Origin of the sequence: Acidovorax sp. M14 (genome assembly GCF_049331375.1) — a bacterium.
Taxonomy (GTDB): domain Bacteria; phylum Pseudomonadota; class Gammaproteobacteria; order Burkholderiales; family Burkholderiaceae_C; genus Acidovorax.
Genome location: NZ_CP186263.1, coordinates 2326429 through 2347462 on the forward strand (window position 1 = coordinate 2326429; position 21034 = coordinate 2347462).

General features: G+C 65.3%; 19 protein-coding genes. 6 read left to right on the forward strand and 13 right to left on the reverse strand.

The features are described 5' to 3' along the window. Positions 1–13: 13 nt before the first annotated feature. From lpxK to ACOYR4_RS10660, 3 genes are read right to left on the reverse strand one after another with little or no spacing between them, the layout of a single operon-like run. Positions 14–1123 carry a tetraacyldisaccharide 4'-kinase gene (gene lpxK / locus ACOYR4_RS10650; protein ID WP_422849497.1) on the reverse strand — a complete coding sequence of 370 codons (1110 nt, stop codon included), beginning with the start codon at positions 1121–1123 and terminating at the stop codon, positions 14–16. Between the two features lie 5 nt (positions 1124–1128). Then, positions 1129–1563, reverse strand: coding sequence for an ExbD/TolR family protein (locus ACOYR4_RS10655; RefSeq protein ID WP_015014243.1), 435 nt, complete (start codon positions 1561–1563; stop codon positions 1129–1131). A 5-nt stretch (positions 1564–1568) separates the two neighbouring features. Beyond that, a complete protein-coding gene (locus ACOYR4_RS10660; protein ID WP_015014242.1) occupies positions 1569–2216 on the reverse strand; it encodes a MotA/TolQ/ExbB proton channel family protein in 648 nt (215 codons plus the stop codon). 352 nt (positions 2217–2568) lie between these two features. Between ACOYR4_RS10660 and xseA the strand changes: the two genes are divergently transcribed. Together xseA and ACOYR4_RS10670 are read left to right on the forward strand one after the other, a co-directional pair. Next, positions 2569–3894 (forward strand): exodeoxyribonuclease VII large subunit, encoded by a 1326-nt coding sequence (xseA, locus tag ACOYR4_RS10665; RefSeq protein ID WP_422849498.1) that lies wholly within the window; start codon positions 2569–2571, stop codon positions 3892–3894. 211 nt (positions 3895–4105) lie between these two features. Then, positions 4106–4687 (forward strand): superoxide dismutase, encoded by a 582-nt coding sequence (locus tag ACOYR4_RS10670; RefSeq protein WP_422849499.1) that lies wholly within the window; start codon positions 4106–4108, stop codon positions 4685–4687. 172 nt (positions 4688–4859) lie between these two features. On the opposite strand, the gene ACOYR4_RS10675 is transcribed toward ACOYR4_RS10670, so the two are convergent. Together ACOYR4_RS10675 and ACOYR4_RS10680 are read right to left on the reverse strand one after the other, a co-directional pair. Further along, positions 4860–5399: a DUF192 domain-containing protein gene (locus ACOYR4_RS10675; RefSeq protein WP_422849500.1), complete on the reverse strand. Its 540-nt coding sequence runs from the start codon at positions 5397–5399 to the stop codon at positions 4860–4862. A 198-nt stretch (positions 5400–5597) separates the two neighbouring features. Then, the gene (locus tag ACOYR4_RS10680; protein ID WP_015014238.1) at positions 5598–5801 is read right to left on the reverse strand and encodes a hypothetical protein; all 204 of its coding nucleotides are present in this window, start codon (positions 5799–5801) and stop codon (positions 5598–5600) included. Between the two features lie 225 nt (positions 5802–6026). On the opposite strand from ACOYR4_RS10680, the gene icd reads away from it, so the two are divergent. From icd to ACOYR4_RS10700, 4 genes are all read left to right on the forward strand, one after another. Further along, a complete protein-coding gene (gene icd, locus ACOYR4_RS10685) occupies positions 6027–7286 on the forward strand; it encodes an NADP-dependent isocitrate dehydrogenase (protein ID WP_015014237.1) in 1260 nt (419 codons plus the stop codon). A gap of 388 nt (positions 7287–7674) precedes the next feature. Then, positions 7675–9525: a PAS domain S-box protein gene (locus ACOYR4_RS10690; protein ID WP_422849501.1), complete on the forward strand. Its 1851-nt coding sequence runs from the start codon at positions 7675–7677 to the stop codon at positions 9523–9525. Continuing rightward, positions 9522–9935, forward strand: coding sequence for a response regulator (locus ACOYR4_RS10695; RefSeq protein ID WP_015014235.1), 414 nt, complete (start codon positions 9522–9524; stop codon positions 9933–9935). The genes ACOYR4_RS10690 and ACOYR4_RS10695 overlap by 4 nt, the downstream gene beginning before the upstream one ends. A gap of 18 nt (positions 9936–9953) precedes the next feature. Then, positions 9954–13586 (forward strand): EAL domain-containing protein, encoded by a 3633-nt coding sequence (locus ACOYR4_RS10700; RefSeq protein WP_422849502.1) that lies wholly within the window; start codon positions 9954–9956, stop codon positions 13584–13586. Between the two features lie 120 nt (positions 13587–13706). On the opposite strand, the gene mmsB is transcribed toward ACOYR4_RS10700, so the two are convergent. The 8 genes from mmsB to maiA all read right to left on the reverse strand — a co-directional run bounded on the left by mmsB (position 13707) and on the right by maiA (position 21029). Next, positions 13707–14591, reverse strand: a complete 885-nt coding sequence (mmsB, locus tag ACOYR4_RS10705) for a 3-hydroxyisobutyrate dehydrogenase (protein ID WP_422849503.1) — start codon at positions 14589–14591, stop codon at positions 13707–13709. A gap of 116 nt (positions 14592–14707) precedes the next feature. Beyond that, positions 14708–15109 (reverse strand): DUF488 family protein, encoded by a 402-nt coding sequence (locus tag ACOYR4_RS10710; RefSeq protein ID WP_060985436.1) that lies wholly within the window; start codon positions 15107–15109, stop codon positions 14708–14710. 33 nt (positions 15110–15142) lie between these two features. Continuing rightward, the gene (locus ACOYR4_RS10715; protein ID WP_422849504.1) at positions 15143–15646 is read right to left on the reverse strand and encodes a TfoX/Sxy family protein; all 504 of its coding nucleotides are present in this window, start codon (positions 15644–15646) and stop codon (positions 15143–15145) included. Between the two features lie 62 nt (positions 15647–15708). Next, positions 15709–16875: an acyl-CoA dehydrogenase family protein gene (locus tag ACOYR4_RS10720; RefSeq protein WP_422849505.1), complete on the reverse strand. Its 1167-nt coding sequence runs from the start codon at positions 16873–16875 to the stop codon at positions 15709–15711. Positions 16876–16920: 45 nt separating this feature from the next. Beyond that, positions 16921–17301 (reverse strand): lysozyme inhibitor LprI family protein, encoded by a 381-nt coding sequence (locus ACOYR4_RS10725; RefSeq protein WP_422849506.1) that lies wholly within the window; start codon positions 17299–17301, stop codon positions 16921–16923. A gap of 189 nt (positions 17302–17490) precedes the next feature. Next, positions 17491–19014, reverse strand: coding sequence for a CoA-acylating methylmalonate-semialdehyde dehydrogenase (locus ACOYR4_RS10730; protein ID WP_291444726.1), 1524 nt, complete (start codon positions 19012–19014; stop codon positions 17491–17493). A 255-nt stretch (positions 19015–19269) separates the two neighbouring features. Continuing rightward, positions 19270–20325, reverse strand: coding sequence for a Bug family tripartite tricarboxylate transporter substrate binding protein (locus ACOYR4_RS10735; RefSeq protein WP_422849507.1), 1056 nt, complete (start codon positions 20323–20325; stop codon positions 19270–19272). A 65-nt stretch (positions 20326–20390) separates the two neighbouring features. Beyond that, the gene (gene maiA, locus ACOYR4_RS10740) at positions 20391–21029 is read right to left on the reverse strand and encodes a maleylacetoacetate isomerase (RefSeq protein ID WP_422849508.1); all 639 of its coding nucleotides are present in this window, start codon (positions 21027–21029) and stop codon (positions 20391–20393) included. Between the last annotated feature and the right edge of the window lie 5 nt (positions 21030–21034).

The window sequence follows — 21034 nt, forward strand, 5'->3', positions numbered from 1 at the left end:
CGGGTGGGTTCGTTCAGGCAGGGGCAGATGATAGCGGCGGCCTTTGGGCTGCGGAGCCGGCGACTGCTTGATGGAGCCAATCGTCCAGGACGGCAAAAAAGCGCGGGTCCATCTGCGTGGTCAGTGGCACGGCCAGCGCGTCCGGATGGCGCGTCCAGAGCTTCACCGCGTCCTTTTCTGTGCAAATTAGCCGTAGGCGCTGGTCGGATATGCGCTGCCAGCTATCAAAATCATAGTGATCGGGTAAGGCCTCGGTGTGCTCCAGCGTCAGGCCCTGGTTGCGCAACATGGCAAAGAACTCGGCGGGTCGGGCCACGGCGGCCACCGCATGCAGGGGCTGCCCTTGCAGTTGTGCCAGTGGCACGTGGTGGCCGTCCGATTGCAGGGCATAGGGCGCCAGGCTGCGTTGGAGGGCAAATGCCGGCGCGCTGGTGCCGCGCGGCGGTGCGCTGCCTGCATGCAGCACCATGTCCACAGGGCGGGGCCAGGGCTCCCGCAGCGGGCCTGCGGGCAGCAGAAAGCCGTTGCCGATGCCTTGGTCGTTGAAGATGCAGATCTCCAGGTCCCGCCGCAGTGCGAGGTGCTGCAAGCCGTCATCGCAGACGATCACATCGGTATCGGGTTGGGCTGCCAGCAACGCGCGTGCGGCGGTGATGCGCCGTGGGGCCACAAACACGGGCACCGTGCCGCCCCCCGCTACGCTGCGGGCAATCAAGGCCGGCTCGTCGCCCACCTCGCTGGCGGGGCTGTCGGGTTGCACGGCACGGCAGTCATGTGTGCTGCGACCGTAGCCGCGCGAGATTACGCCCGGGCGCAGACCACGCGCCTGCAAGTGTTTGACGAGTGCGATGACCACGGGGGTCTTGCCCGCGCCACCGGCAATCACATTGCCCACCACGATGACAGGGCGGCCCGGGTGCTCGGACCGAAGCCAGCCCCGGCGGTACAGCCAGCGGCGCAGGGCCACCAAGGCGCCATACATGAGAGAGACGGGCCAGAGCGCCCACGCCGCTGGACCCCGGGACTGCCAGATGTTCTGCAGCCGCTGTTCGGCCGTGGCAGAGGAGGGCGGAGGGGCTTGCGGGGCCGAAGCCCGGGGCGGCTGCGGCCCTGAAGCGGCCATTCCCGTCAGCGGCTGGCCGCGCGGCCCGACGCGGACGATTGCGTGGCGAACGTGATCTGCGTGAGGCCCACGCGGCGCGCGGCCTCCATCACGGTGACCACGGACTGGTGCGGCGACATGGCGTCGGCGCTGATGATGACTACGCTGTCGCGGCCTGCGGTGGCGGCGGTGCGCAGCGCCTGGGCGATGGCATCCACGCTCTTGCCTTCCACGCCGGTCTTGTTGACGGCGTAGCGGCCGTCTGCGGCCACCGACACGATCACTTCCTTGGGGTGGTCGCGCTGTTGCTCGGCATCGGCCACGGGCAGGGTGAGCTGCAGCTCCGTGAACTTGCTGTAGGTGGTGGTGAGCATCAGAAAGATGAGGATCACCAGCAGCACGTCGATGAACGGGATCAGGTTGATCTCGGGCTCATCCTTGGCGCGGGGGCGAAAGTTCATGGCGCTTATTTGGCTTTGCGCAGGCGCAGCATGTGGCGAACGAACTGCTCCGATGCCAGTTCCAGCGTGAGCAGATACGCGTCCACGCGGGCCCGGAAGTAGCGCCAGAAGATCAGGGAGGGGATGGCCACGATCAGGCCAAATGCCGTGTTGTAGAGCGCAATCGAGATGCCATGTGCCAGCTGTGCCGGGTTGCCACCGCCCATGGCCTGGCCCACACCACCGCCGCCGGCTTGCGAACCAAAGATCTCGATCATGCCGATGACGGTGCCCAGCAGGCCCAGCAGCGGCGCAGCCGAGGCGATGGTTGCCAGGGCCGACAGGTACTTCTCCAGCCGGTGAGCCACTGCGCGGCCTGTACCTTCCATCGCGGCGCGCAGGTCGGTTTCACTGCACTGGGGGTTGCTGTTGAGGGTGCGCAGACCGCTGGCCAGCACTTCGCCCAGGGCCGAGTTCTGGGCAAGCTGGTTCACCACATCGGGGGTGGGCAGGGCCTTGGACGACACCGTGATGGCTTCGTCGAGAAGTTTTGGGGGGGCCACGCGGGCCGTTTTCAGGGCCAGAAAACGTTCAAAAATCAGTGCCAGTCCCAGGACGGAACACGCGATCAGGGGCCAGATGGGCCAGCCTGCGGCTTGTATGATGGACAGCAAATCTCTCTCCGCGCAGATGAAAGCAATCGGTGATTATGGCCCAGCTTGTGGCGGCCACTGCGTCACAAACCGTTACGTTATCGCGCACGCTTCCCCTCGTTGCGCTCACCCACAAAAACTGTGGATAACTTTGTGGGCAACCCACATCCGCAGCCCCGCAAAGTGGCTCCGCGCCGTGCTTGCAACAGATTGATGAAAAATTGTGCAATGAAAAACATATATAAATCAACAACTTGCACGTGTTTTCGTGTTTTGCGGCCGATTGGGGTGTCCGGGTTGAAGGCAGCGCCCGCTGGCCCGAAACTGTGGAGTACTCGCATGGGGGGCGCCACGCCAACGCGCGCCATTTCTCATGTTTGACCGCTCAAGCCCAGCAGCGGCGCCCCGTATCTGGGAAGTTGGCGCGCTGTGCCGCGCCATTGCTGATGCCCTGGAGGCGCGCTTCAATCCTGTCGCGGTGCGCGGCGAGATCACGGGCTTCTCGCGCGCGTCCAGCGGTCATTGTTATTTTTCGATCAAGGACGCCAACGGGCAGTTGCGCTGCGCCATGTTCCGCCGCGCAGCCACGCTGCTTGACTTTTCGCCGCGAGATGGCGAATTGGTGGAAGTGCGCGGGCGCCTCGGTGTGTATGAGGCGCGGGGCGATCTGCAGTTCATCGTGGAGAGCATGCAGCGTGCGGGGCAGGGCGCGCTGTTCGAGCAGTTCCTGCGCCTCAAGGCGCAGCTCGACGCCGAAGGCCTGTTCGACACGGCGCGCAAGCGCCCGCTGCCGCTGCAGCCGCGCGGCATTGGCCTGGTCACATCGGCGGGTGCGGCCGCGCTGCACGATGTGGTGACGGCGTTGCGCCGCCGGGTGCCGCACATTCCGGTGGTGCTGGTGCCCGCGCAGGTGCAGGGTGTGGCCGCCCCGCCGTCGATCATTGCGGCACTATCAAAACTGTATCTGCTGGCGCAAGCGGGGCGGGCGCAGGGGGGTGATTCGAATCCTAATCCGCCCATTGACGTCATTCTGCTGGTGCGGGGAGGCGGCTCCATCGAGGACCTGTGGGCCTTCAACGACGAGCAACTGGCCCGCACCATCGTGCAAAGCCCGGTGCCCCTGGTCAGCGGGGTGGGGCACGAGACAGATTTCACCATCGCCGACTTTTGCGCCGACCTGCGCGCTCCCACGCCCACGGCGGCGGCCGAGCTGGTGGCCCAGCCGCGCGAGGTCTGGCTGGGAGCGCTGGATTTGCTGGCAGGCCGCCTCAGCGATGGCGTGCAGCGTCAGCTCGATACCCGTCACCAGCGCCTGGACCAGGCCGCAGCCCGCCTGGGGCGCCCCTCGGGCCTGGTGGCGCGCCAGCAGTTGCAGCTGGCGCGCCTTGCGCAGCGCATGCGCCATGGAGTGCTCCTGAAAATGCAGCGCCTGGCACAGCGCCAACAAGCGCTGGAGGCCCATTTGCCCCAGACTCTGCAACGCAGCGTGGCGCAGAACGCCGAACGGCTGGAGCGTGCCGCCCTGCGGCTGGAATTGCTGGACCCGCGCCTCGTGCTGCAGCGCGGTTATGCGCTGCTGACCGACACCAGCGGCCAGGCCGTCACCAGCATCCGCCAGGCCCAGCCGGGCGACGCACTGCGGGCCACGCTGTCCGATGGGGCCGTGGATGTCACGGTGTCGCAGCCCCGACTCTTGTAACCGGATCGTGCAGGGCGGTGGGCGGCTGGCAGCCCGCCTGTAGGACATGGGCGGTTTGTGGCGGTGCGGGTGGAATCCGGGAGCCCACATGCTGCACAGGTCACCTGATGTTCCTACAATGCCCCCTTCGCGCTGTGTCCGACTGCATTGCTCAGGAAAGCCCGCGTTGCAGACGGCATCCCAGAATTTCAAACCACGAGGAAACACCACCATGGAACACACCCTTCCCCCGCTGCCCTACGCCATCGACGCCCTGGCCCCGCACTACAGCCAGGAAACCCTGGAGTACCACCACGGCAAGCACCACAACGCCTACGTGGTGAACCTCAACAACCTGCAAAAGGGCACCGAGTTCGAATCCATGATGCTCGAAGAGATCGTCAAGAAGTCGAGCGGCGGCATCTACAACAACGCTGCGCAAATCTGGAACCACACCTTCTTCTGGAACTGCATGGCTCCCCAAGGTGGCGGTGAGCCCTCGGGCGCGCTGGCCGCAGCCATCAATGCCAAGTGGGGCAGCTACGCCGCCTTCAAGGAAGCCTTTGTGAAGTCCGCCGTGGGCAACTTCGGTTCGGGCTGGACCTGGCTGGTGAAGAAGGCCGACGGCAGCGTGGACATCGTGAACACCGGCGCCGCCGGCACGCCCCTGACCACCGCCGACAAGGCCCTGTTGACGGTGGACGTGTGGGAACACGCGTACTACATCGACTACCGCAACATGCGCCCCAAGTTCGTCGAGACCTTCCTCGACAAGCTGGTGAACTGGAAGTTTGCTGAAGCCAACTTCGCCTGATCGCTCCGTGCATTTGCGGTGTGGCGCTCAGCTCACATCGCAGCGACAACAAAAAACGGCCCTCGGGCCGTTTTTTGTTGCTCCACAGAAAAGTTGACGTCTTTTTGGCCGGATGCGCTAGTGAATCATTCCTGTGATGCTATTGAAAATATAGCGTCAGCAGTCGCATGCATTACTGCCGGGCAAACGGGGTTCCGCCGAGTTTCGCTCCGGCCTTGATGCCCTTCTTGGCAAACCAGCCTTGGTTCATCTCCAGCACGTAGCGCACGGGCTTGGCCGAACAGTGCGAATCCAGTGTCTGGGGCTTCATGTCCTCCAGGTTCACGATGGTGCCGTCATCGGCAATGAAGGCCGCCGTGAGCGGCAGCAAAGTGTTCTTCATCCAGAAGCACTGCTGCGAGGGTTGCTCAAAGACAAACAGCATGCCCTCGTGCGCGGGCATTTCCTTGCGGTACATCAGGCCCGTCTGGCGCTCCTGCGGGGTCAAGGCGACCTGGGCGTCGATGCGGTGCATGCCAGCGGTCAGCTCCACGCGCCGCAGGTTCATCTGGGGGCCTTCCTGCGCCTGGGCGACCCCGGCGGGCACTGCCAGTGCGCCCACCAGCAGCCCAGCACACCAGGCCCCGACGGCGCGGCGGGCGCGACTAGGAACACCGGTCGCCGCGCGCAGGGCGGCGAGCGGGAAGGCTGGGAGGGCGCGTGAGGCGGTCATGGGCGGGGCTTTCTGGCAAAAAAAGACAACACGAAGTGCGGCAACTGCGCCAGAGACGGACTGCAGCGGTCGCGAAAAGTTCAGGCGGTGCGCAGGGCGTCTGCAGCACCAAAGAAAACGCCCGCAGGAGCGGGCGGTTTTGAATCAGCGAAGGCCTGCGGGCCCAGTGGCGGGTACGTCAGGCCTTGCAAAGCTGGTTCAGGCGGCCTTGTGGGCAGTTTTCTTCTTGGCGACCTTTTTGTGGGTCTTTTTCTTGGCGACCTTCTTGGTAGCCGGTGCTGCTGCCTGGGCCGTCATGGGAGCGGCTGCAGGAGTGGTGGTGGCAGGGGCGGCTGCGGGTGCCTGTGCAAAAGCACCAGCAGTGAACAGACCGGCCACGAGGACAGCGAGGAGTTTTTTCATATATGCCGTTTCCAGTGTGAACGAAGGTTGAAGGGCCGGACGAATTCCGTACGGCTCCATTCGCAACGATAGCAGCGCGCGGCCCGTTGACAGGGTCTTCGACGAAATTTTTTGTCATTAGAATGGTTTGAAACCACACTGCCACGCCTGTGGCGGTGCCTCTTTTCCTCGCTTTGCCCCTCATCGACCGAATCAGACTCGGCGCATACTGGAGACTTCCCACCCATGACCACCTACCAGCACATCGTGGTGCCTGCCGAAGGCCAGAAAATCACCGTCAACGCCGACATGTCCCTGAATGTGCCGGACGAGCCCATCATCCCGTTCATCGAGGGTGACGGCACGGGCCTGGACATCACGCCCGTCATGATCAAGGTGGTCGATGCGGCCGTGGCCAAGGCCTACGGCGGCAAAAAGAAGATCCACTGGATGGAGGTGTACGCGGGCGAAAAGTCCACCAAGGTCTATGGCCCCGATGTGTGGCTGCCCGACGAAACTCTGCAGGTACTGCGCGAGTACGTGGTCTCCATCAAAGGCCCGCTGACCACGCCGGTGGGCGGCGGCATCCGCTCGCTGAACGTGGCGCTGCGCCAGGAACTGGACCTGTATGTGTGCCTGCGCCCGGTGCAGTATTTCAAGGGCGTGCCTTCGCCGCTGAAGGAGCCTGAAAAGACCAACATGGTGATCTTCCGCGAGAACTCGGAAGACATCTACGCTGGCATCGAATTTGAAGCCGAGTCCGACAAGGCCAAGAAGCTCATCAAGTTCCTGCAGGACGAGATGGGTGTCAAGAAGATCCGCTTCCCCAACACGTCCGGCCTGGGCGTGAAGCCAGTGTCCATCGAAGGCACCGAGCGCCTGGTGCGCAAGGCCATCCAGTACGCCATTGACAACGACAAGCCCAGCGTGACCATCGTGCACAAGGGCAACATCATGAAGTACACCGAAGGCGGCTTCCGCGACTGGGCCTATGCGCTGGCGCAGAAAGAATTCGGTGCTGAACTCATCGACGGCGGCCCCTGGTGCCGCCTCAAGAACCCCAAGAACGGCAAGGAGATCACCATCAAGGACAGCATCGCCGATGCCTTCCTGCAGCAAATCCTGCTGCGCCCGGCCGAGTATTCAGTCGTGGCTACGCTGAACCTGAACGGTGACTACATCTCCGACGCGTTGGCTGCGCAGGTGGGCGGCATCGGCATTGCCCCTGGCGCCAACATGTCCGACTCGGTGGCCTGCTTTGAAGCCACCCACGGCACCGCGCCCAAGTACGCGGGCAAGGACTACGTGAACCCCGGCTCCGAAATCCTTTCGGCCGAGATGATGCTGCGCCACATGGGCTGGACCGCTGCTGCCGACCTGATCATCAGCTCGTTGGAGAAGTCGATCGCCTCCAAGAAGGTGACCTACGACTTTGCCCGCCTGATGGAAGGCGCCACCCAGGTGAGCTGCTCCGGGTTCGGACAGGTCATGATCGACAACATGTAAGACCGCACAGCGCCGCCACGCACACGGCGCGGTCGGTGACGTGTTGATGCTCCCGATCCTTGATGGGTTCGGGGGCTTTCCGTTTTGGGGCATGGCTGTTGCGCTTTGCCGTGGATCGCTGCGGGTTGCAGTATTGGCACTTCAGTGTTGGAGTTTTGCCGCGTTCCCCCCTAATATGGTTCGGCGCTCTCGCCGCCTTGCGTTGTCCCCTGCTGTCTCGGAGCAGGGACCACGCAAGGCGGCGAGGGGTGGCAACAGTACACAGCATGATGAGAGTGCTGTGTGCCCTCACCACCCACACCAAAAACACCGACACCGGGGCCAACGCAGGGCGCACCCAGGCACAGCCAGCACTGCGATGCAGCCCCATCCGGAGCGAGAGGGCTGCATGGCGACTGAATTTTCTGCCGCGTACTGGGAGCAAAACCCCGATGCATTGCTGGTGCTGTCGCCCCAGGGCGTGGTGCTGGAGTGGAATCCGGCGGCCGAGCTGATCTTTGGGTATTCGCAGGCCGAAGTGCAGGGGCGCTCCGTCCTCGACCTGATCGTGCCCCAGGGCCGCGCGCACGAAGAGGACCTTTTCCGGGCAGAGGCCCTGCGCCTGGGCACCTCGGTGCAAGAGGCGGTGCGCCGTCGCAAGGATGGCTCGCTGGTGCACGTCAATGTATCGACCAAGGCCGTACGCGATGCCAGTGGTCAGGTGCTGTACTTCCTGTCGAGCAAGAAGGATGTCACGCAGCTCAAGGTGCAGCGCGACGCCAAGCTGCTGGAGGCGCGGTTTCGCGATCTGCTCGAATCTACCCCCGATGCGATCGTGATGGTCAACGTGACCGGGCGCATCGTGCTCGTCAACTCCCAGGCCGAGCGGGTGTTTGGCTACCCCCGTGCCGAACTGTTGGGGCAGGCGGTGGAGGTGCTGCTGCCCCACCGCTACCGCGGCGCCCACCTGGGCCACCGCAGCGGCTTTTTTGGCCAGCCACGCACCCGCACCATGGGGGCGGGGCTGGAGCTGCACGGCCTGCGCAAGGATGGTGGAGAGTTTCCGGTCGAGATCAGCCTGAGCCCCATCGACACCGAAGAGGGCACCATGGTGATGAGTGCCATCCGCGACATCACCGACCGCAAGCGTGCGGACCAGAAGTTCAAGGACCTGCTGGAGGCCGCGCCGGACGCCATGGTCATCGTCAACCGCGAGGGGCACATCGTCCTCGTCAACTCGCAGGCGGTCAAACTGTTCGGCTGGAGCCGCGACGAGCTGCTGGGACAGCCCATCGAGTTGCTGGTGCCCCAGCGCTTCAGCGCCCGGCACCCCGACCACCGGCGCAATTTTTTTGCCGAACCACGCACTCGCTCCATGGGGGCAGGGCTGGAGCTGCACGGCCTGCGCAAGGACGGCAGCGAGTTCCCGGTCGAGATCAGCCTGAGCCCGCTGGAGACGGAAGAGGGCCTGTTTGTCTCCAGCGCCATCCGTGATGTGACCGAGCGCAAGCGCATCGAGCAGGTGCTGCGTGACAAGAACCTGGAGCTGGAGAACGCGGCCCTGGTGAAAGACCGTTTTCTGGCCAGCATGTCCCACGAGCTGCGCACGCCCCTCAACGCCATCATCGGCTTCACCGGCACGTTGCTCATGAAGCTGCCCGGGCCGCTGAATGCCGAGCAGGACAAGCAGCTGCGCATCGTGCAGACGGGCGCCAAGCACCTGCTGTCGCTCATCAACGATCTGCTGGATGTGGCCAAGCTCAGCGCCAACAAGGTCACGCTGAACCTGGAGCCCGTGGACTGCAAGACCCTGATCGAAGAAGTGTCTGCGACACTGGAAATGGAGGCACGGCGCAAGGGCCTGGCTTTTGCGGTGCACACGCCGCCGGTCGATGTCTTGCTGCTCACCGACCGGCGTGCGCTCAGTCAGATTCTCATCAACCTCGTGGGTAACGCCATCAAGTTCACGCAACAAGGGCGGGTGGATGTGGTGCTGCAGGATTTGCAGCTGCCCACCGGCCGCGCGGTGCAACTGCGTGTGCAGGACACCGGCCCGGGCATACCGTTGCAGGAGCAGCCCCGGCTGTTCGAGGCGTTTTCGCGGGTAGAAAGTGCAGACCGCCGCCACCACGAGGGCACGGGCCTGGGCCTGCACCTCAGCCGCAAGCTGGCCGAGGCCCTGGGTGGCACGCTGGGTTTTGACAGCACCGAGGGCCTGGGCAGCACATTCACCCTGCAATTGCCGGAGCATGTGGCATGACGACCACCACCACCCATCCCGCCACCGTTCTGGTCATCGAAGACGATGACGCCAGCCGCATGCTGGTTACCTATCTGCTCGAAGCTGCAGGCCACCGGGTGCTGGCCGCTGAGAACGGCGCCGTGGGGCTGGACCTGGCGCTGGCCGAGGGGCCGGACATCGTGCTGTGTGATCTGCAGATGCCCGTGATGAACGGCTACGAAGTGGCCCGGGGCCTGCGGTCCAGCCCGCGCTGGCGGGTGGTGCCTCTGGTCGCGGTGACGGCCTTCTCGATGCCGGGCGACCGTGAGAAGGCCCTCGAAGTCGGTTTTAATGAACACCTGTCCAAGCCCATCACGCCCGAAACCTTTGTGCAGCAGATCGAGGCGTTTTTGGCCAGTGCCCGGCAAACACCCCCTCAATCAGGTTGAATCCCCAGCACGTACAGCATGGCAAAGATCCTCGTCGTTGATGACCTCCCCGCCAACCGCGCGCTGGTGGTCACGCTCATCGGGCACAGCGGCCATCAGGCGCTGGAGGCGGCCGATGGCGCCGAGGCGCTGGCCCTGGTCCGTGCCGAGCGGCCGGACCTGGTGATCTCCGACATCCTGATGCCGACCATGGACGGCTTTGAGTTCGTGCGGCAGCTACGCTCCGACCATGGCCTGGCGGCCACGCAGGTGATCTTTTGCAGCGCGCACTACCAGGAGGAAGAAGCCCTGCGTCTGGCCGAGGCCTGCGGCGTCACCCAGGTGCTGTTCAAGCCCTGTGAGCCGCAAGACATTCTGGCGGCCATCGAACAGGCGCTCACGCAGATCCGCCATCAGCCCTCGGTGGCGCTGGAGCACAGCTTTCAGACCCGCCACCTGCAGCTGATGACGGACAAGCTCACCGGCAACGTGGCCGAGCTGGCAGCCATGAACCGACGCCTGTCCGCACTGACCGACCTGAACCTGCAGCTGGCCTCAGAGCGCGACCCGCAGGTCCTGCTGGCCAATGTGTGCCGAGGTGCCCGCGAGCTGGTGGGCGCGCAGTACGCCGTGCTGTGCGTGGTGCGCAAGCACAGCGACGGCGCCATCACCTGCACCAGCGGCATGGACCCGGCCCTGCAGAACGGGCCTGTTGATCTGCCCGTGGTGTCGCACGGGCTGCTGGGCCAGCTGCGGGCCGAACGCCGACCCCACCGCCTGGTCAACCCAGGGGGTGACCCCGTGGCGCTGGGCTTGCCCGCAGGATATCCCCCGGTGCACACGGCAGTGATCGCGCCCATCGTGTCGCTGTCGTTCTCCTACGGCTGGCTGTGCCTGGCCAACAAGCAGGGGGCGGACGCCTTCAGCGCCGACGACGAAAAAGTCCTGGCCATCCTGGGTGCGCAGGTGGGCCGTATTTACGAAAACGGTAGCCTGTACCAGGAGATCCAGCAGCACGCCGAGCAACTGCAGGTGCAGGTGCAAGAGCGCCAGCGGGCTGTGGATGCCCTGCGTGCCAACAAGGCCAGCCTGCGCAGGGCCCAGGCGCTGGCCAAGATATCCCACGTCATCAGCGGGCCTGACGGCGCCTTTGAGAGCTGGCTGGACACCTTGCCTGACATGCTGGGGCTGGACGAGAGCGCCATGCCCCGCTCGGCCCGCGACTGGCTGGCGCTGGTGCACCCCGATGACCGCGACATGTTCCGCCGCCACGCGCTGCAGGCGGCGCACCAGGGCGCGCGCATGGACTTTACCTACCGCGTGGTGCGTGGCGACGGCCAGCCGCTGTACCTGCGCCAGGTGATGGAGCCCCTGGAGGACGAAGCGGGCCGGGGCGAGCTGGGCCGCTGGTTCAACACCATCCAGGACATCACCAAGGAAAAGCGCGCCGAAGAAGAACTGCACGAAAGCGACCGCCGCTTCAACGACATGCTCGACAAAGTCGAGATGATCTCGCTGATGCTGGACTGTGAAGGCCGCATCACCTACTGCAACGACTACCTGCTGCGGCTGACGGGCTGGCAGCGCGACGAAGTGTTTGGCCGCAACTGGTTCGATCTGTTCGTGCCGCCCGAGATGGGCGATGTGCGCAGCGTCTTTGCCGACGTGCTGGCCGACCGGCCGTCGGCTTGGCACTACGACAACGAGATCCTGACCCGGTCTGGCGAGCGGCGCCTGGTGCACTGGAACAACACGGTGCTGCGCTCCGTGGGCGGGCAGGTGACGGGGGTGGCGGCCCTGGGTGAGGACATCACGGCACGCCGCGACGCCGAGCGGCGCATCAAGCGGCTGAACCGCGTGTATGCCGTGCTCAGCGGCATCAACACCCTGATCGTGCGGGTGCGCCAGCGCGACGAGCTGTTCCGCGAGGCCTGCCGCATCGCGGTGGAGCACGGCCAGTTCAAGATCGCCTGGATCGGTCGCGTGGACCACGCCCTGCAAGAGGTGGTGCCGGTAGCGCTTGCCGGGGCCGGGGCGGAGTTCCTCATGCATGTGCGGCGCCGGTTGTGGCTGAGCGAAACCCCGAGAGAGGGCGAAAGCCTGAGCGCCAGCGTGGTGCGCACCCGGCAGTCCGTGGTGTGTGAGGACATTCAGAACGACCCGCGCATCCTCGTCCCCCAGGAGCTGGCTGCGCGCGGCGTGGCGTCGATGGCCGTGTTGCCCCTGCTGGTGGCGCACGAGGTGGTCGGCGTGATTGCCCTGTTTGCCGACGAAGCCGGGTTCTTTGACGATGACGAGATGCACCTGCTGACCGAGCTGGCGGGCGACATCGGCTTTGCCATGGACCACCTCGACAAGGAAGAGCGGCTGAACTACCTGGCGTACTACGATGACATCACCGGTCTGCCCAACCGCACCCTGTTCCTGGAGCGCAGCGGCCAGCACCTGCGGCCACGCGAAGGCGCCAAGACGCTGCTCGGCATGGGGCTCATGGACATCAGCCGGTTTCGGTTCGTCAACGACACGCTGGGGCGCCAGGAGGGCGACGAACTGCTCAAGCAGGTGGCGCAGCGGCTGCAGCAGGCGGCGGGCGACGCGTACGACGTGGCGCGCATTGGCGTCAACAGCTTTGGCATCGCCGTGACTGACGCGCGGGATGCAGGCGCGGTGGCGCTGGCGCTGGATGGCCTGATGCGCGCCTGTTTGGATGCGCCCTTTGTGCTGGGCGGCACCGAGCTACGCATGGCCGCCAAGGCCGGTGTCGCGCTGTACCCCATGGATGGTGCCGATGCAGAAACCCTGCTGCGCAACGCCGAGGCAGCCCTCAACAAGGCCAAAGCCTCGGCCGACAGCCTGTTGTTCTACACCTCGGAGATGAACACCCGCGTGGCCGAAGCCCTGAGCCTGGAGGGGCGCCTGCGCGACGCGCTGGAACAGGGCCAGTTCGTGCTGCACTATCAGCCCAAGCAGCACCTGGCCTCGGGCGCCATCGCCGGGGCCGAGGCCCTGATCCGCTGGAACGACCCGCGCCGGGGGCTGGTGCCGCCCGCGCAGTTCATCCCCATTCTGGAAGAAACCGGCCTGATCTACGACGTGGGCCGCTGGGCGCTGCGCCAGGCCCTGGCCGACAACCTGCGCTGGCGCCAGGCAGGGCTTGCGCCCCTGCGGGTGGCCGTCAATGTGTCGTTTCTGCAGCTGCGGCACCGGGGCTTCATTGCCGAGGTGCGCGACGCCGTGGCCCATGACGCAAGGGCCGCTGCCGGGCTGGAGCTGGAGATCACCGAAAGCATGGTCATGGACGACGTGCAGCACAGCACCGCCAGCCTGCATGCACTGCGCGAGATGGGCATCACCATCGCCATCGACGACTTCGGCACGGGGTTCTCATCGCTGAGCTACCTCGCCAAACTGCCTGTGGACACGCTCAAGATCGACCGGTCCTTCATCCTCAACATGGCCTCGGGCCCGCAGGGTGTGGCGCTGGTCTCCACCATCATCAACCTGGGGCATTCGCTGGGCCTGAAGGTGGTCGCCGAAGGGGTGGAGACCGAGGACCAGTCCCGCCATCTGGCACTGCTTGGCTGCGACGAGATACAGGGGTACCTGTTGAGCAAGCCGGTGCCCGCCGAGGTGTTTGAGGCGCAGTTCCTCCACACGCTGATGGCGAAATAGCGGGCAAAAAAATGCCGACCTGCAGGTCGGCATGGTGGGTGCGGCGTGAGGCCCACAGTGGACGAGGTGGCCGCAAAGATCAGCAGCGCCCCCAGCCCTGGGTCCTCGGCGTATTCGCTTTCAGCCCTTTTGCACCATCTTGATGATGCTGGAGAAATCCAGCGCGCCGTGGCCCGCCAAGCTGTGCGCCGCATACAGATTACGCGCCATACCCCCCAGCGGCGTGGCAGCCTTCACCGCCATCGCGTTCTCCTGCGCCAGGCCCAGGTCCTTGAGCATCAGGTCCGTACCAAAGCCGCCCGCATAGCCTTTGCTGGCGGGCGCAGTTTCCATCACGCCGGGGAAGGGGTTGTACTTCTCCAGCGCCCAGTTGCCGCCCGAGCTGCGGCGCATGATTTCGCTCAGCACTTTGGGGTCCAGGCCATTGGCTACGCCGAGGGCAATGGCTTCGCTGGTGCCGGCCATCAGGATGCCCAGCAGCATGTTGTTGCAGATCTTGGCCGTCTGGCCCGCGCCCACGCTGCCTGCGTGGAAGATGTTGGCGCCCATTTTTTCGAGCACGGGGCGGGCGCGTTCCAGGTCGGCCGCATCGCCGCCCACCATGAAGGTGAGGGTGCCTGCAATGGCGCCGCCGGTGCCGCCCGACACGGGTGCGTCGATAAAGGCCACGCCCTTGGCCTTGGCGGCCTCGGCCACCTTGCGGGAGGTGGCGGCGGCTATTGTTGAGCAGTCGATGATCAGCGTGCCTGCAGGCAACTGGGCCAGCAGGTCGCCCGCGCCGAGGAACAGGCCTTCCACATGCTGGCTGGCGGGCAGCATGCTGATGACGACTTCGGCGCCTGCGACTGCCGCCTTGGCATCGGTGGCGATGGGCACGCCGTCTGCGGCCAGCTTGTCGCGGGCGGGTTGCGAGAGGTCGAAAGCGCGCACTTCGTGGCCTGCCTTGTGCAGGTTGTGTGCCATGGGGCCGCCCATGTTGCCGAGGCCGATGAATGCGATTTTCATGCTGTGTTGCTCCTGGATGTCGTTGTGATGGTGAAAGAAAAGGGTTCGGGTTGGGTATGAATTTGATAGCTACCAGCGCATATTCATCTAGCGCTTGCGCCCAAAAACGTCTGAAATCAATCGGCGATGTCTGCTCCGCGGCCCGCCAGCTCAGCGCGGAGCACCGACCGGTGGCAGCGCGCTTCGTCTTCGCAGTAGCAGCCCAGCGACATCGCGCTGTGGTGCGACAGCGCGGCCAGCAAATCCAGCGTGCGGCTGGCCTCGGGCTGGGCCAGTTCTTTGCGGAACTGTTTGGCGAAAGCCTCCCAAGCCTTGTCGCCTTCTTGGCCAGTAGGCACCTGCTGGCCCTGGGCCATGAGGTCGGCGCTGGGGGAGAGCAGGGGGTACCACACGTCGTAGTAGTCGCGGCTGGCGAACTCGGCCTTGGGCACGCCACGCGGCGGGCGGCGCACGGTGCCGATGCGGGTGCCTTCCCCAGCGGCGCGCGGGGTGCCAAGGCGGACGATGCGAAGGGGCATGGTGGGGCTCCGGGTGGGGTGTGGAGGGGTGAGTCAGTCGTCGGCTTCGAAGATGCTGTGCTTCTTGGCCGCGGGCTTTTTGGCTAGGGGCTTGGCGGCCTTGGTGGTCGCGCTTTTCGCGCGCGTGCCTGCTGCTGCGACCTTCTTGGCAGGAGCTGGCTGGGTGTTGGCGGCATCCCTTTTTTTCTTGGGCGGTGCCGCCTTGGCGTGCGGGTTGTAGGCCAGTGCTTCGTCGATCCAGAAGCTCCATTGCGCCCGGGTGGAAAAGCCGTTGGGCTCCACCCAGAAGTAGCCCTTCATCCCGCCGCCTGGAGAGAGTTCGCGCGTGTTCTGCATCTCCTGCAACTCGCCGTGCCGTTCCGGCGGCAAACGCACCAGCAGCTCCTCGCCCTTGACGGCGATGCACATCTTGCCGTCCACAAAGAAGGCGTGCGTTCCAAACAGGGCACGCTCTTCCACGTCGCTGCGGTGCGCGAGCGCCGTGCGCACGGCGTCGATCAGGTGCAGGGTTTCGTCAGACAGTGGGCGGGCGGGCATGGTGAGAGAAAAAATGCCGGTAGCGCTAGTGCAATATGCCTGGATAGCTATGAATTTAGTAGCTACCGGATGGCCTCGGTGGCATCCCCGTCCAGCATGCGCCGCGCAATGATCACGCGCATGATTTCGTTGGTGCCTTCCAGAATCTGGTGCACACGTGCGTCGCGCAGCAGGCGCTCCAGCGGGTATTCGCGGATGTAGCCGTAGCCGCCGTGCAGTTGCAGGGCCTCGTTGACCACGGTAAAGCCTGCGTCGGTGGCAAAGCGCTTGGCCATGGCGCAGTAGGTGGATGCGTCGCGCGCACCGGCGTCCAGCTTGCTGGCGGCCAGGCGCACCATTTGGCGCGCTGCGACCAGTTCTGTGGCCATGTCGGCCAGCTTGAACTGCAGGGCCTGGAAGCTGGCGATGGGTTTGCCAAACTGTTTGCGGTCTTGCATGTACTGCTGCGCGGCGTTGAGCGCGCCTTGGGCTGCGCCCACCGAGCAGGTGGCGATGTTGATGCGGCCGCCGTCCAGGCCCTTCATGGCGATCTTGAAGCCTTCGCCCTCGCGGCCCAGCAGGTGGTCGGCAGGGATGCGCACGTTGTCAAAGCTGATGGTGCGCGTGGGCTGGCTGTTCCAGCCCATCTTCTGTTCCTTTTTGCCGTAGCTGATGCCGGGCGTATCGGCGGGCACGGCAAAGGCGCTGATGCCGCCCGCGCCCGATTGCGCATCGCCGGTGCGGGCCATGAGCACCAGCACATCGGTGCTGCCTGCGCCGCTGATGAAGGCCTTGGCGCCGTTGATGACGTATTCGTTGCCCACCAGCTCGGCGCGGGTCTTGAGCGACGCGGCGTCGGAGCCTGCGCCCGGTTCGGTCAGGCAGTAGCTGGCGAGCTTTTCGCCGGTGGTGAGCAGTGGGCCCCAGTGGTCGCGCACGGCGGGTGTGGCCCAGGTGCCCAGCATCCAGGTGGCCATGTTGTGGATGGTGATGAAGGCGGTGGTGGATGGGTCTACCGCCGCCATTTCTTCGAAGACCAGCGTCGCGTCGAGGCGTGGCAGGGCGAGGCCACCGGCGGCTTCGGGGGCGTACAGGCCACAAAAGCCCAGCTCGCCCGCCTTGGCGATGGCTTCTTTGGGGAAGATGCCTTCTTCGTCCCAGTGCGCGGCGTGGGGTGCCAGCTCTGCCTGGGCAAAGTCGCGCGCAGTCTGGGCAAAGGCGCGCTGCTCTTCGGTGAGTTCAAAGTCCATGGTGTTCTGTCTCTTGGCTTTTTGTTGTTTTGGGGTGGGGCGTGTTCATGGCTTGGCGGACGGGTGATCCAGCGTCAGCCAGCGCATCAGGCCTTTGCGGCGCGCCTGGGTCTCGGCCGTGAGGCACTCGTGGTACAGGCGCGGCCACTGGGGTTGCGATTCGTTGCTGCGCTGGGCCTGCTTGCAGCGCGTGGTGCGCTCGCGCTGCCAGGCGGTGTGCTCCTGCCGCAGCTGGGGCCGCTCGTGGGCCGACAGGGCGCGCATCACGTCGCCGTAAAGGACGGCGATCTCGGTATCGGCCGCCTGGAAGGCTTGCACGGCGCAGGCGTTGGTTTCTTCCACGGTACCACCGGGGTTGCAGGCCGCACCGGCCTGCGCGTGGGCATTGGCACCCACCAGCATCGCGCACGCAGCACCGAAGACCATGGACCATCTCCGCATCGTTGTCAGATCAATTTGCATGCCCCGCTTTTACCACCGCGCGCAGTCGTTGAAACCGGCGGGGCCCAGGTCAGTGCCACCGTGCAAGGGCCGCCCCGCCGCACGGGTGGCGTCCCCCTTCCTCATCGCGCAGCGATGCAGAGAAAGGGGGAAGCGGCGAAGCCGCTCAGGGGGTTACTTCAGACTAATCGTCGTGTTCACACCATGCGAGATGGTGCTGTCATCAAACCAGCGCGCCGTCACGGTCTTGGTCTGCGTGTAGAACAACACGACCTGCTTGCCGTAGGGGCCCAGGTCGCCCAGCTTGGAAGCGCGCGAGCCCGAGAACGAGAACAGCGGCACTGGCACAGGGATTGGCACGTTGATGCCGACCTGGCCCACGTCGATCTCTTCCTGGAACTTGCGCGCCGCCGCACCCGACTGGGTGAAGATGGCGGTGCCGTTGCCGTTGGGGTTGCTGTTGATGAATTCGATGGCTTCGTCAATGTCGGCAGCGGCCGACAGGCACAGCACAGGGCCAAAGATTTCCTGGTCGTAGATGGCCATGCCGGGCTTGACGCCGCTGAACACCGTGGGGCCCACGAAGTTGCCTTTTTCGTAGCCGGCCACCTGGGGCTTGCGGCCGTCCAGTTCCAGCTTGGCGCCGTCGGCAATGCCACGCTCGATCAGGCCTTCCACACGCGACAGTGCAGCGCACGAGACGACCGGACCCACGTCCGTACCCTTTTCCACACCAGCGCTCACCTTGAGCGTCTTGGCCTTCTCGACCAGCTCGGGAATCCACTTTTGTGCCTCGCCCACCAGCACCACCACCGACAGCGCCATGCAGCGCTGACCTGCAGCGCCAAAGGCGGCACCGGCCAGGGCGTTCAGGGTTTGTTCCTTGTTGGCATCAGGCATCACGATGGCGTGGTTCTTGGCGCCCATCATGCATTGCACGCGCTTGCCGTTGAGGCTGGCGCGGTTGTACACGTGCGTGCCCACCTTGGTGGAGCCCACAAAGCTGATCGCCTTGATGTCCTTGTGGTCGCAGATGGCGTTCACAGCCATTTCGCCGCCGTGCACCACGTTCAGCACGCCAGGGGGGATGCCGGCTTGCAGCGCCAGCTCGCACAGGCGCATGGTCACCATGGGGTCTTGCTCGGACGGCTTGAGCACGAAGGTGTTGCCCGTGGCAATGGCCATGGGGAACATCCACAGCGGGATCATGGCCGGGAAGTTGAAGGGGGTGATGCCTGCGCAAACGCCCAGGGGCTGCAGCAGGGTGTAGGTGTCCACGCCGCCGGCCACGTTGTTGGCCAGCTCGCCCAGTTGCAGGTTGCCGATGCTGGCGGCGTGTTCCACCACTTCGAGGCCACGGAACACGTCGCCTTCGGCGTCCGGCAAGGTCTTGCCCTGTTCGGCCGTGAGGATGGCAGCCAGCTCGGCCATGTTCTCGCGGATGAGCTGCTGGTACTTGAGGAAGATGCGGGCGCGGGTGCCGATGGGGGTCTTCTTCCAGGTTTTGAACGCTTCCTTGGCCGAGGCCACGGCGGCATTGATTTCGTCCTGCGTGGCAAAGGGCACGCGGGCCAGCACCTCTTGCGTGGCGGGGTTCACCACATCGCGCCATTCGGTGGTCTTGGATTCGACGAACTGGCCGCCGATCAACAGCTTGACGGTGGGGGCCAGCACGGCCTGGGAAGTGGGTGCGTTCATGGGTGTGTGTCTCCTGGAAAAAATGCGTGCAGGGGTGCGGCAAGGTGCCTCGAACCGCGCCATGTTAGCTGTGCGAAATTGCTGGTGCAATAGAGAAAATTGCACTTTGTTTTTGCATATTTGCACATCGTCACTCTGCTTGAACTGCCTCACGGCACAGCGCCCGCCCGGGGCCTTGTCCGTATGTGCGGTGCAAGGCCCCAGGCGGGCGCGAGAGTCATTCGGCAGTTTGTGCAGGCGCAAGGCCCCTGGCCGTCACTCCAGGCTGATGTTGGCTTTCTGGATCAGCAGCTTGTACTGCTCGGACTTGACCCCTGCCTGGCGCTGGATTTCTTCGACCGACCACGACAGGGGCTCGAACGCAAAGGTGTTGAATTTCTCGCGCACTTCGGGCTCTTGCAGCACCTTCAGCACATCGGCGTGGATCTGCGCACGCACCGGTGCGGGCACGCCTTTGACGGCGAGCAGGGACACGAACGAGTTCACATCCACCTGCGCGGGGCCACCGGCCTCGGCAAGCGTGGGCACATCGGGCAGTTGCGCAATGCGGCGCGGCCCCGCCACGGCCAGGTAGCGGATCTTGCCGGCCTTGTAGATGCCCTGGCTGGACGGAATGCTGGCCAGGCTCCAGGCCGGGTCGCCATTGGCAACCGAGGTGAACAGTTGGCTGACCTCGCGGAACGGCACGTGGGTCATCTGTGTGCCGTCCACCAGGTCCAGCCACTCACCGCCCAGGTGGCCCGGGCTGCCCACGCCCCACGAGCCGTAGCTCACCGCACCCTGGCCCTTCTTGGCAGCTGCAATCAGGTCGCCCATGTTCTTCCAGGGGGACTGCGTGGGCACCGCAACCAGGAACGGCGTGCGGAACAGCGGCGCCACCGGGTCGAAGACCTGTAACGTCTGGAAGTTGCGTTGCTTGTAGAGGTGGGGCAGGGCGGACAGGTGTTCGCTGTCCAGCTGCAGCAGGGTGTGTCCGTCGGGTGCGCCGCGGCGCGCGGCTTCGATGGCGATGAAACCGCCGCCGCCGGGGCGGTTGTCCACCGTCACGCTTTGCTTCCAGGCCACCGACAGCTTGTTGGCCACCAGGCGCAGCACCGCATCGGGCCCGCTGCCCACAGCGAAGGCGGTGACCACGGTGACCGGCTTGGTGGGAAAGGCGGGCGCGCTGCTCTGGGCCCGGGCCAGGCCGGTGGCGCTGGCGCCGCCCAGCAGCAGGGCTGCGGTGGTGAACGCACGGCGGCGCAGGCCGCGCTGCGGGGCCAGGGTGGCGTGGTGGTGGGGCGCCGAAGTGGCGGATGGGAAGGCGGGCATGGTTTGTCTCCTGGTTGTAGTGATGAATGCGGGTGTGCCGGTGGTGTCTGCGGTGTTTTGCTGCGTCAGGCGTCTGGCTGGGCCGCAGGGGCGGCGCGGGCAAAGGCGGGCAGCTCGGCACAAGCGGCATCCACTGCGCGAATGAGCGGCCAGGCGGCCATGTCCACGCCGAAGCGGCGGGCGCTTTCGACCTGCGGAATCAGGTACACGTCGGCCAGGCTAGGCGCGCCGCCAAAGCAGTAGCTGCCGCGCGTGGTGTCTTGGGCCAGCAGGGCTTCGATGGCGTCAAACCCGGCGGCGATCCAGGTGGCGCACCAGGCGTTGATGGCGGCTTCGTCCGCGCCGAACTGTTTGCGCAGGGTTTGCAGGATGCGGCGGTTGTTGATGGGATGCACATCGCAGCCCACGATGGCGGCCAGTGCGCGCACCTGGGCGCGGGCCAGCGGGTCGGCAGGCAGCAGCGCGGGCGTGGGATAGCGCTCTTCCAGCCATTCGATGATGGCGGGTGACTGGATCAGCACCTGGCCGTTGTCGAGCTCCAGCGCCGGCACCAGGCCCTGCGGGTTGATGGCCTTGAACGGTGCTTCGGCCTGCTCGTCGACGCGCAGGTCCACCGGCACGTAGTCGGGCGTGAGGCCCTTGAGGTGGAGCGCGATGCGCAGGCGGTGCGAGGTGCCGCTGCGGAAAAAGCTGTAGAGCTTCATGGGGC

Excerpts from the sequence above, each read along its gene's own strand:
- mmsB (WP_422849503.1), bottom strand. The coding sequence starts at position 14,591 with ATGAAAATCGCATTCATCGGCCTCGGCAACATGGGCGGCCCCATGGCA.
- ACOYR4_RS10695 (WP_015014235.1), top strand. The coding sequence starts at position 9,522 with ATGACGACCACCACCACCCATCCCGCCACCGTTCTGGTCATCGAAGAC.
- ACOYR4_RS10725 (WP_422849506.1), bottom strand. The coding sequence starts at position 17,301 with ATGGTCTTCGGTGCTGCGTGCGCGATGCTGGTGGGTGCCAATGCCCAC.
- ACOYR4_RS10735 (WP_422849507.1), bottom strand. The coding sequence starts at position 20,325 with ATGCCCGCCTTCCCATCCGCCACTTCGGCGCCCCACCACCACGCCACC.
- ACOYR4_RS10675 (WP_422849500.1), bottom strand. The coding sequence starts at position 5,399 with ATGACCGCCTCACGCGCCCTCCCAGCCTTCCCGCTCGCCGCCCTGCGC.
- ACOYR4_RS10670 (WP_422849499.1), top strand. The coding sequence starts at position 4,106 with ATGGAACACACCCTTCCCCCGCTGCCCTACGCCATCGACGCCCTGGCC.
- ACOYR4_RS10720 (WP_422849505.1), bottom strand. The coding sequence starts at position 16,875 with ATGGACTTTGAACTCACCGAAGAGCAGCGCGCCTTTGCCCAGACTGCG.
- ACOYR4_RS10710 (WP_060985436.1), bottom strand. The coding sequence starts at position 15,109 with ATGCCCCTTCGCATCGTCCGCCTTGGCACCCCGCGCGCCGCTGGGGAA.
- ACOYR4_RS10655 (WP_015014243.1), bottom strand. The coding sequence starts at position 1,563 with ATGAACTTTCGCCCCCGCGCCAAGGATGAGCCCGAGATCAACCTGATC.
- ACOYR4_RS10690 (WP_422849501.1), top strand. The coding sequence starts at position 7,675 with ATGGCGACTGAATTTTCTGCCGCGTACTGGGAGCAAAACCCCGATGCA.
- xseA (WP_422849498.1), top strand. The coding sequence starts at position 2,569 with ATGTTTGACCGCTCAAGCCCAGCAGCGGCGCCCCGTATCTGGGAAGTT.
- icd (WP_015014237.1), top strand. The coding sequence starts at position 6,027 with ATGACCACCTACCAGCACATCGTGGTGCCTGCCGAAGGCCAGAAAATC.
- maiA (WP_422849508.1), bottom strand. The coding sequence starts at position 21,029 with ATGAAGCTCTACAGCTTTTTCCGCAGCGGCACCTCGCACCGCCTGCGC.
- ACOYR4_RS10700 (WP_422849502.1), top strand. The coding sequence starts at position 9,954 with ATGGCAAAGATCCTCGTCGTTGATGACCTCCCCGCCAACCGCGCGCTG.
- ACOYR4_RS10730 (WP_291444726.1), bottom strand. The coding sequence starts at position 19,014 with ATGAACGCACCCACTTCCCAGGCCGTGCTGGCCCCCACCGTCAAGCTG.
- ACOYR4_RS10715 (WP_422849504.1), bottom strand. The coding sequence starts at position 15,646 with ATGCCCGCCCGCCCACTGTCTGACGAAACCCTGCACCTGATCGACGCC.
- ACOYR4_RS10680 (WP_015014238.1), bottom strand. The coding sequence starts at position 5,801 with ATGAAAAAACTCCTCGCTGTCCTCGTGGCCGGTCTGTTCACTGCTGGT.
- lpxK (WP_422849497.1), bottom strand. The coding sequence starts at position 1,123 with ATGGCCGCTTCAGGGCCGCAGCCGCCCCGGGCTTCGGCCCCGCAAGCC.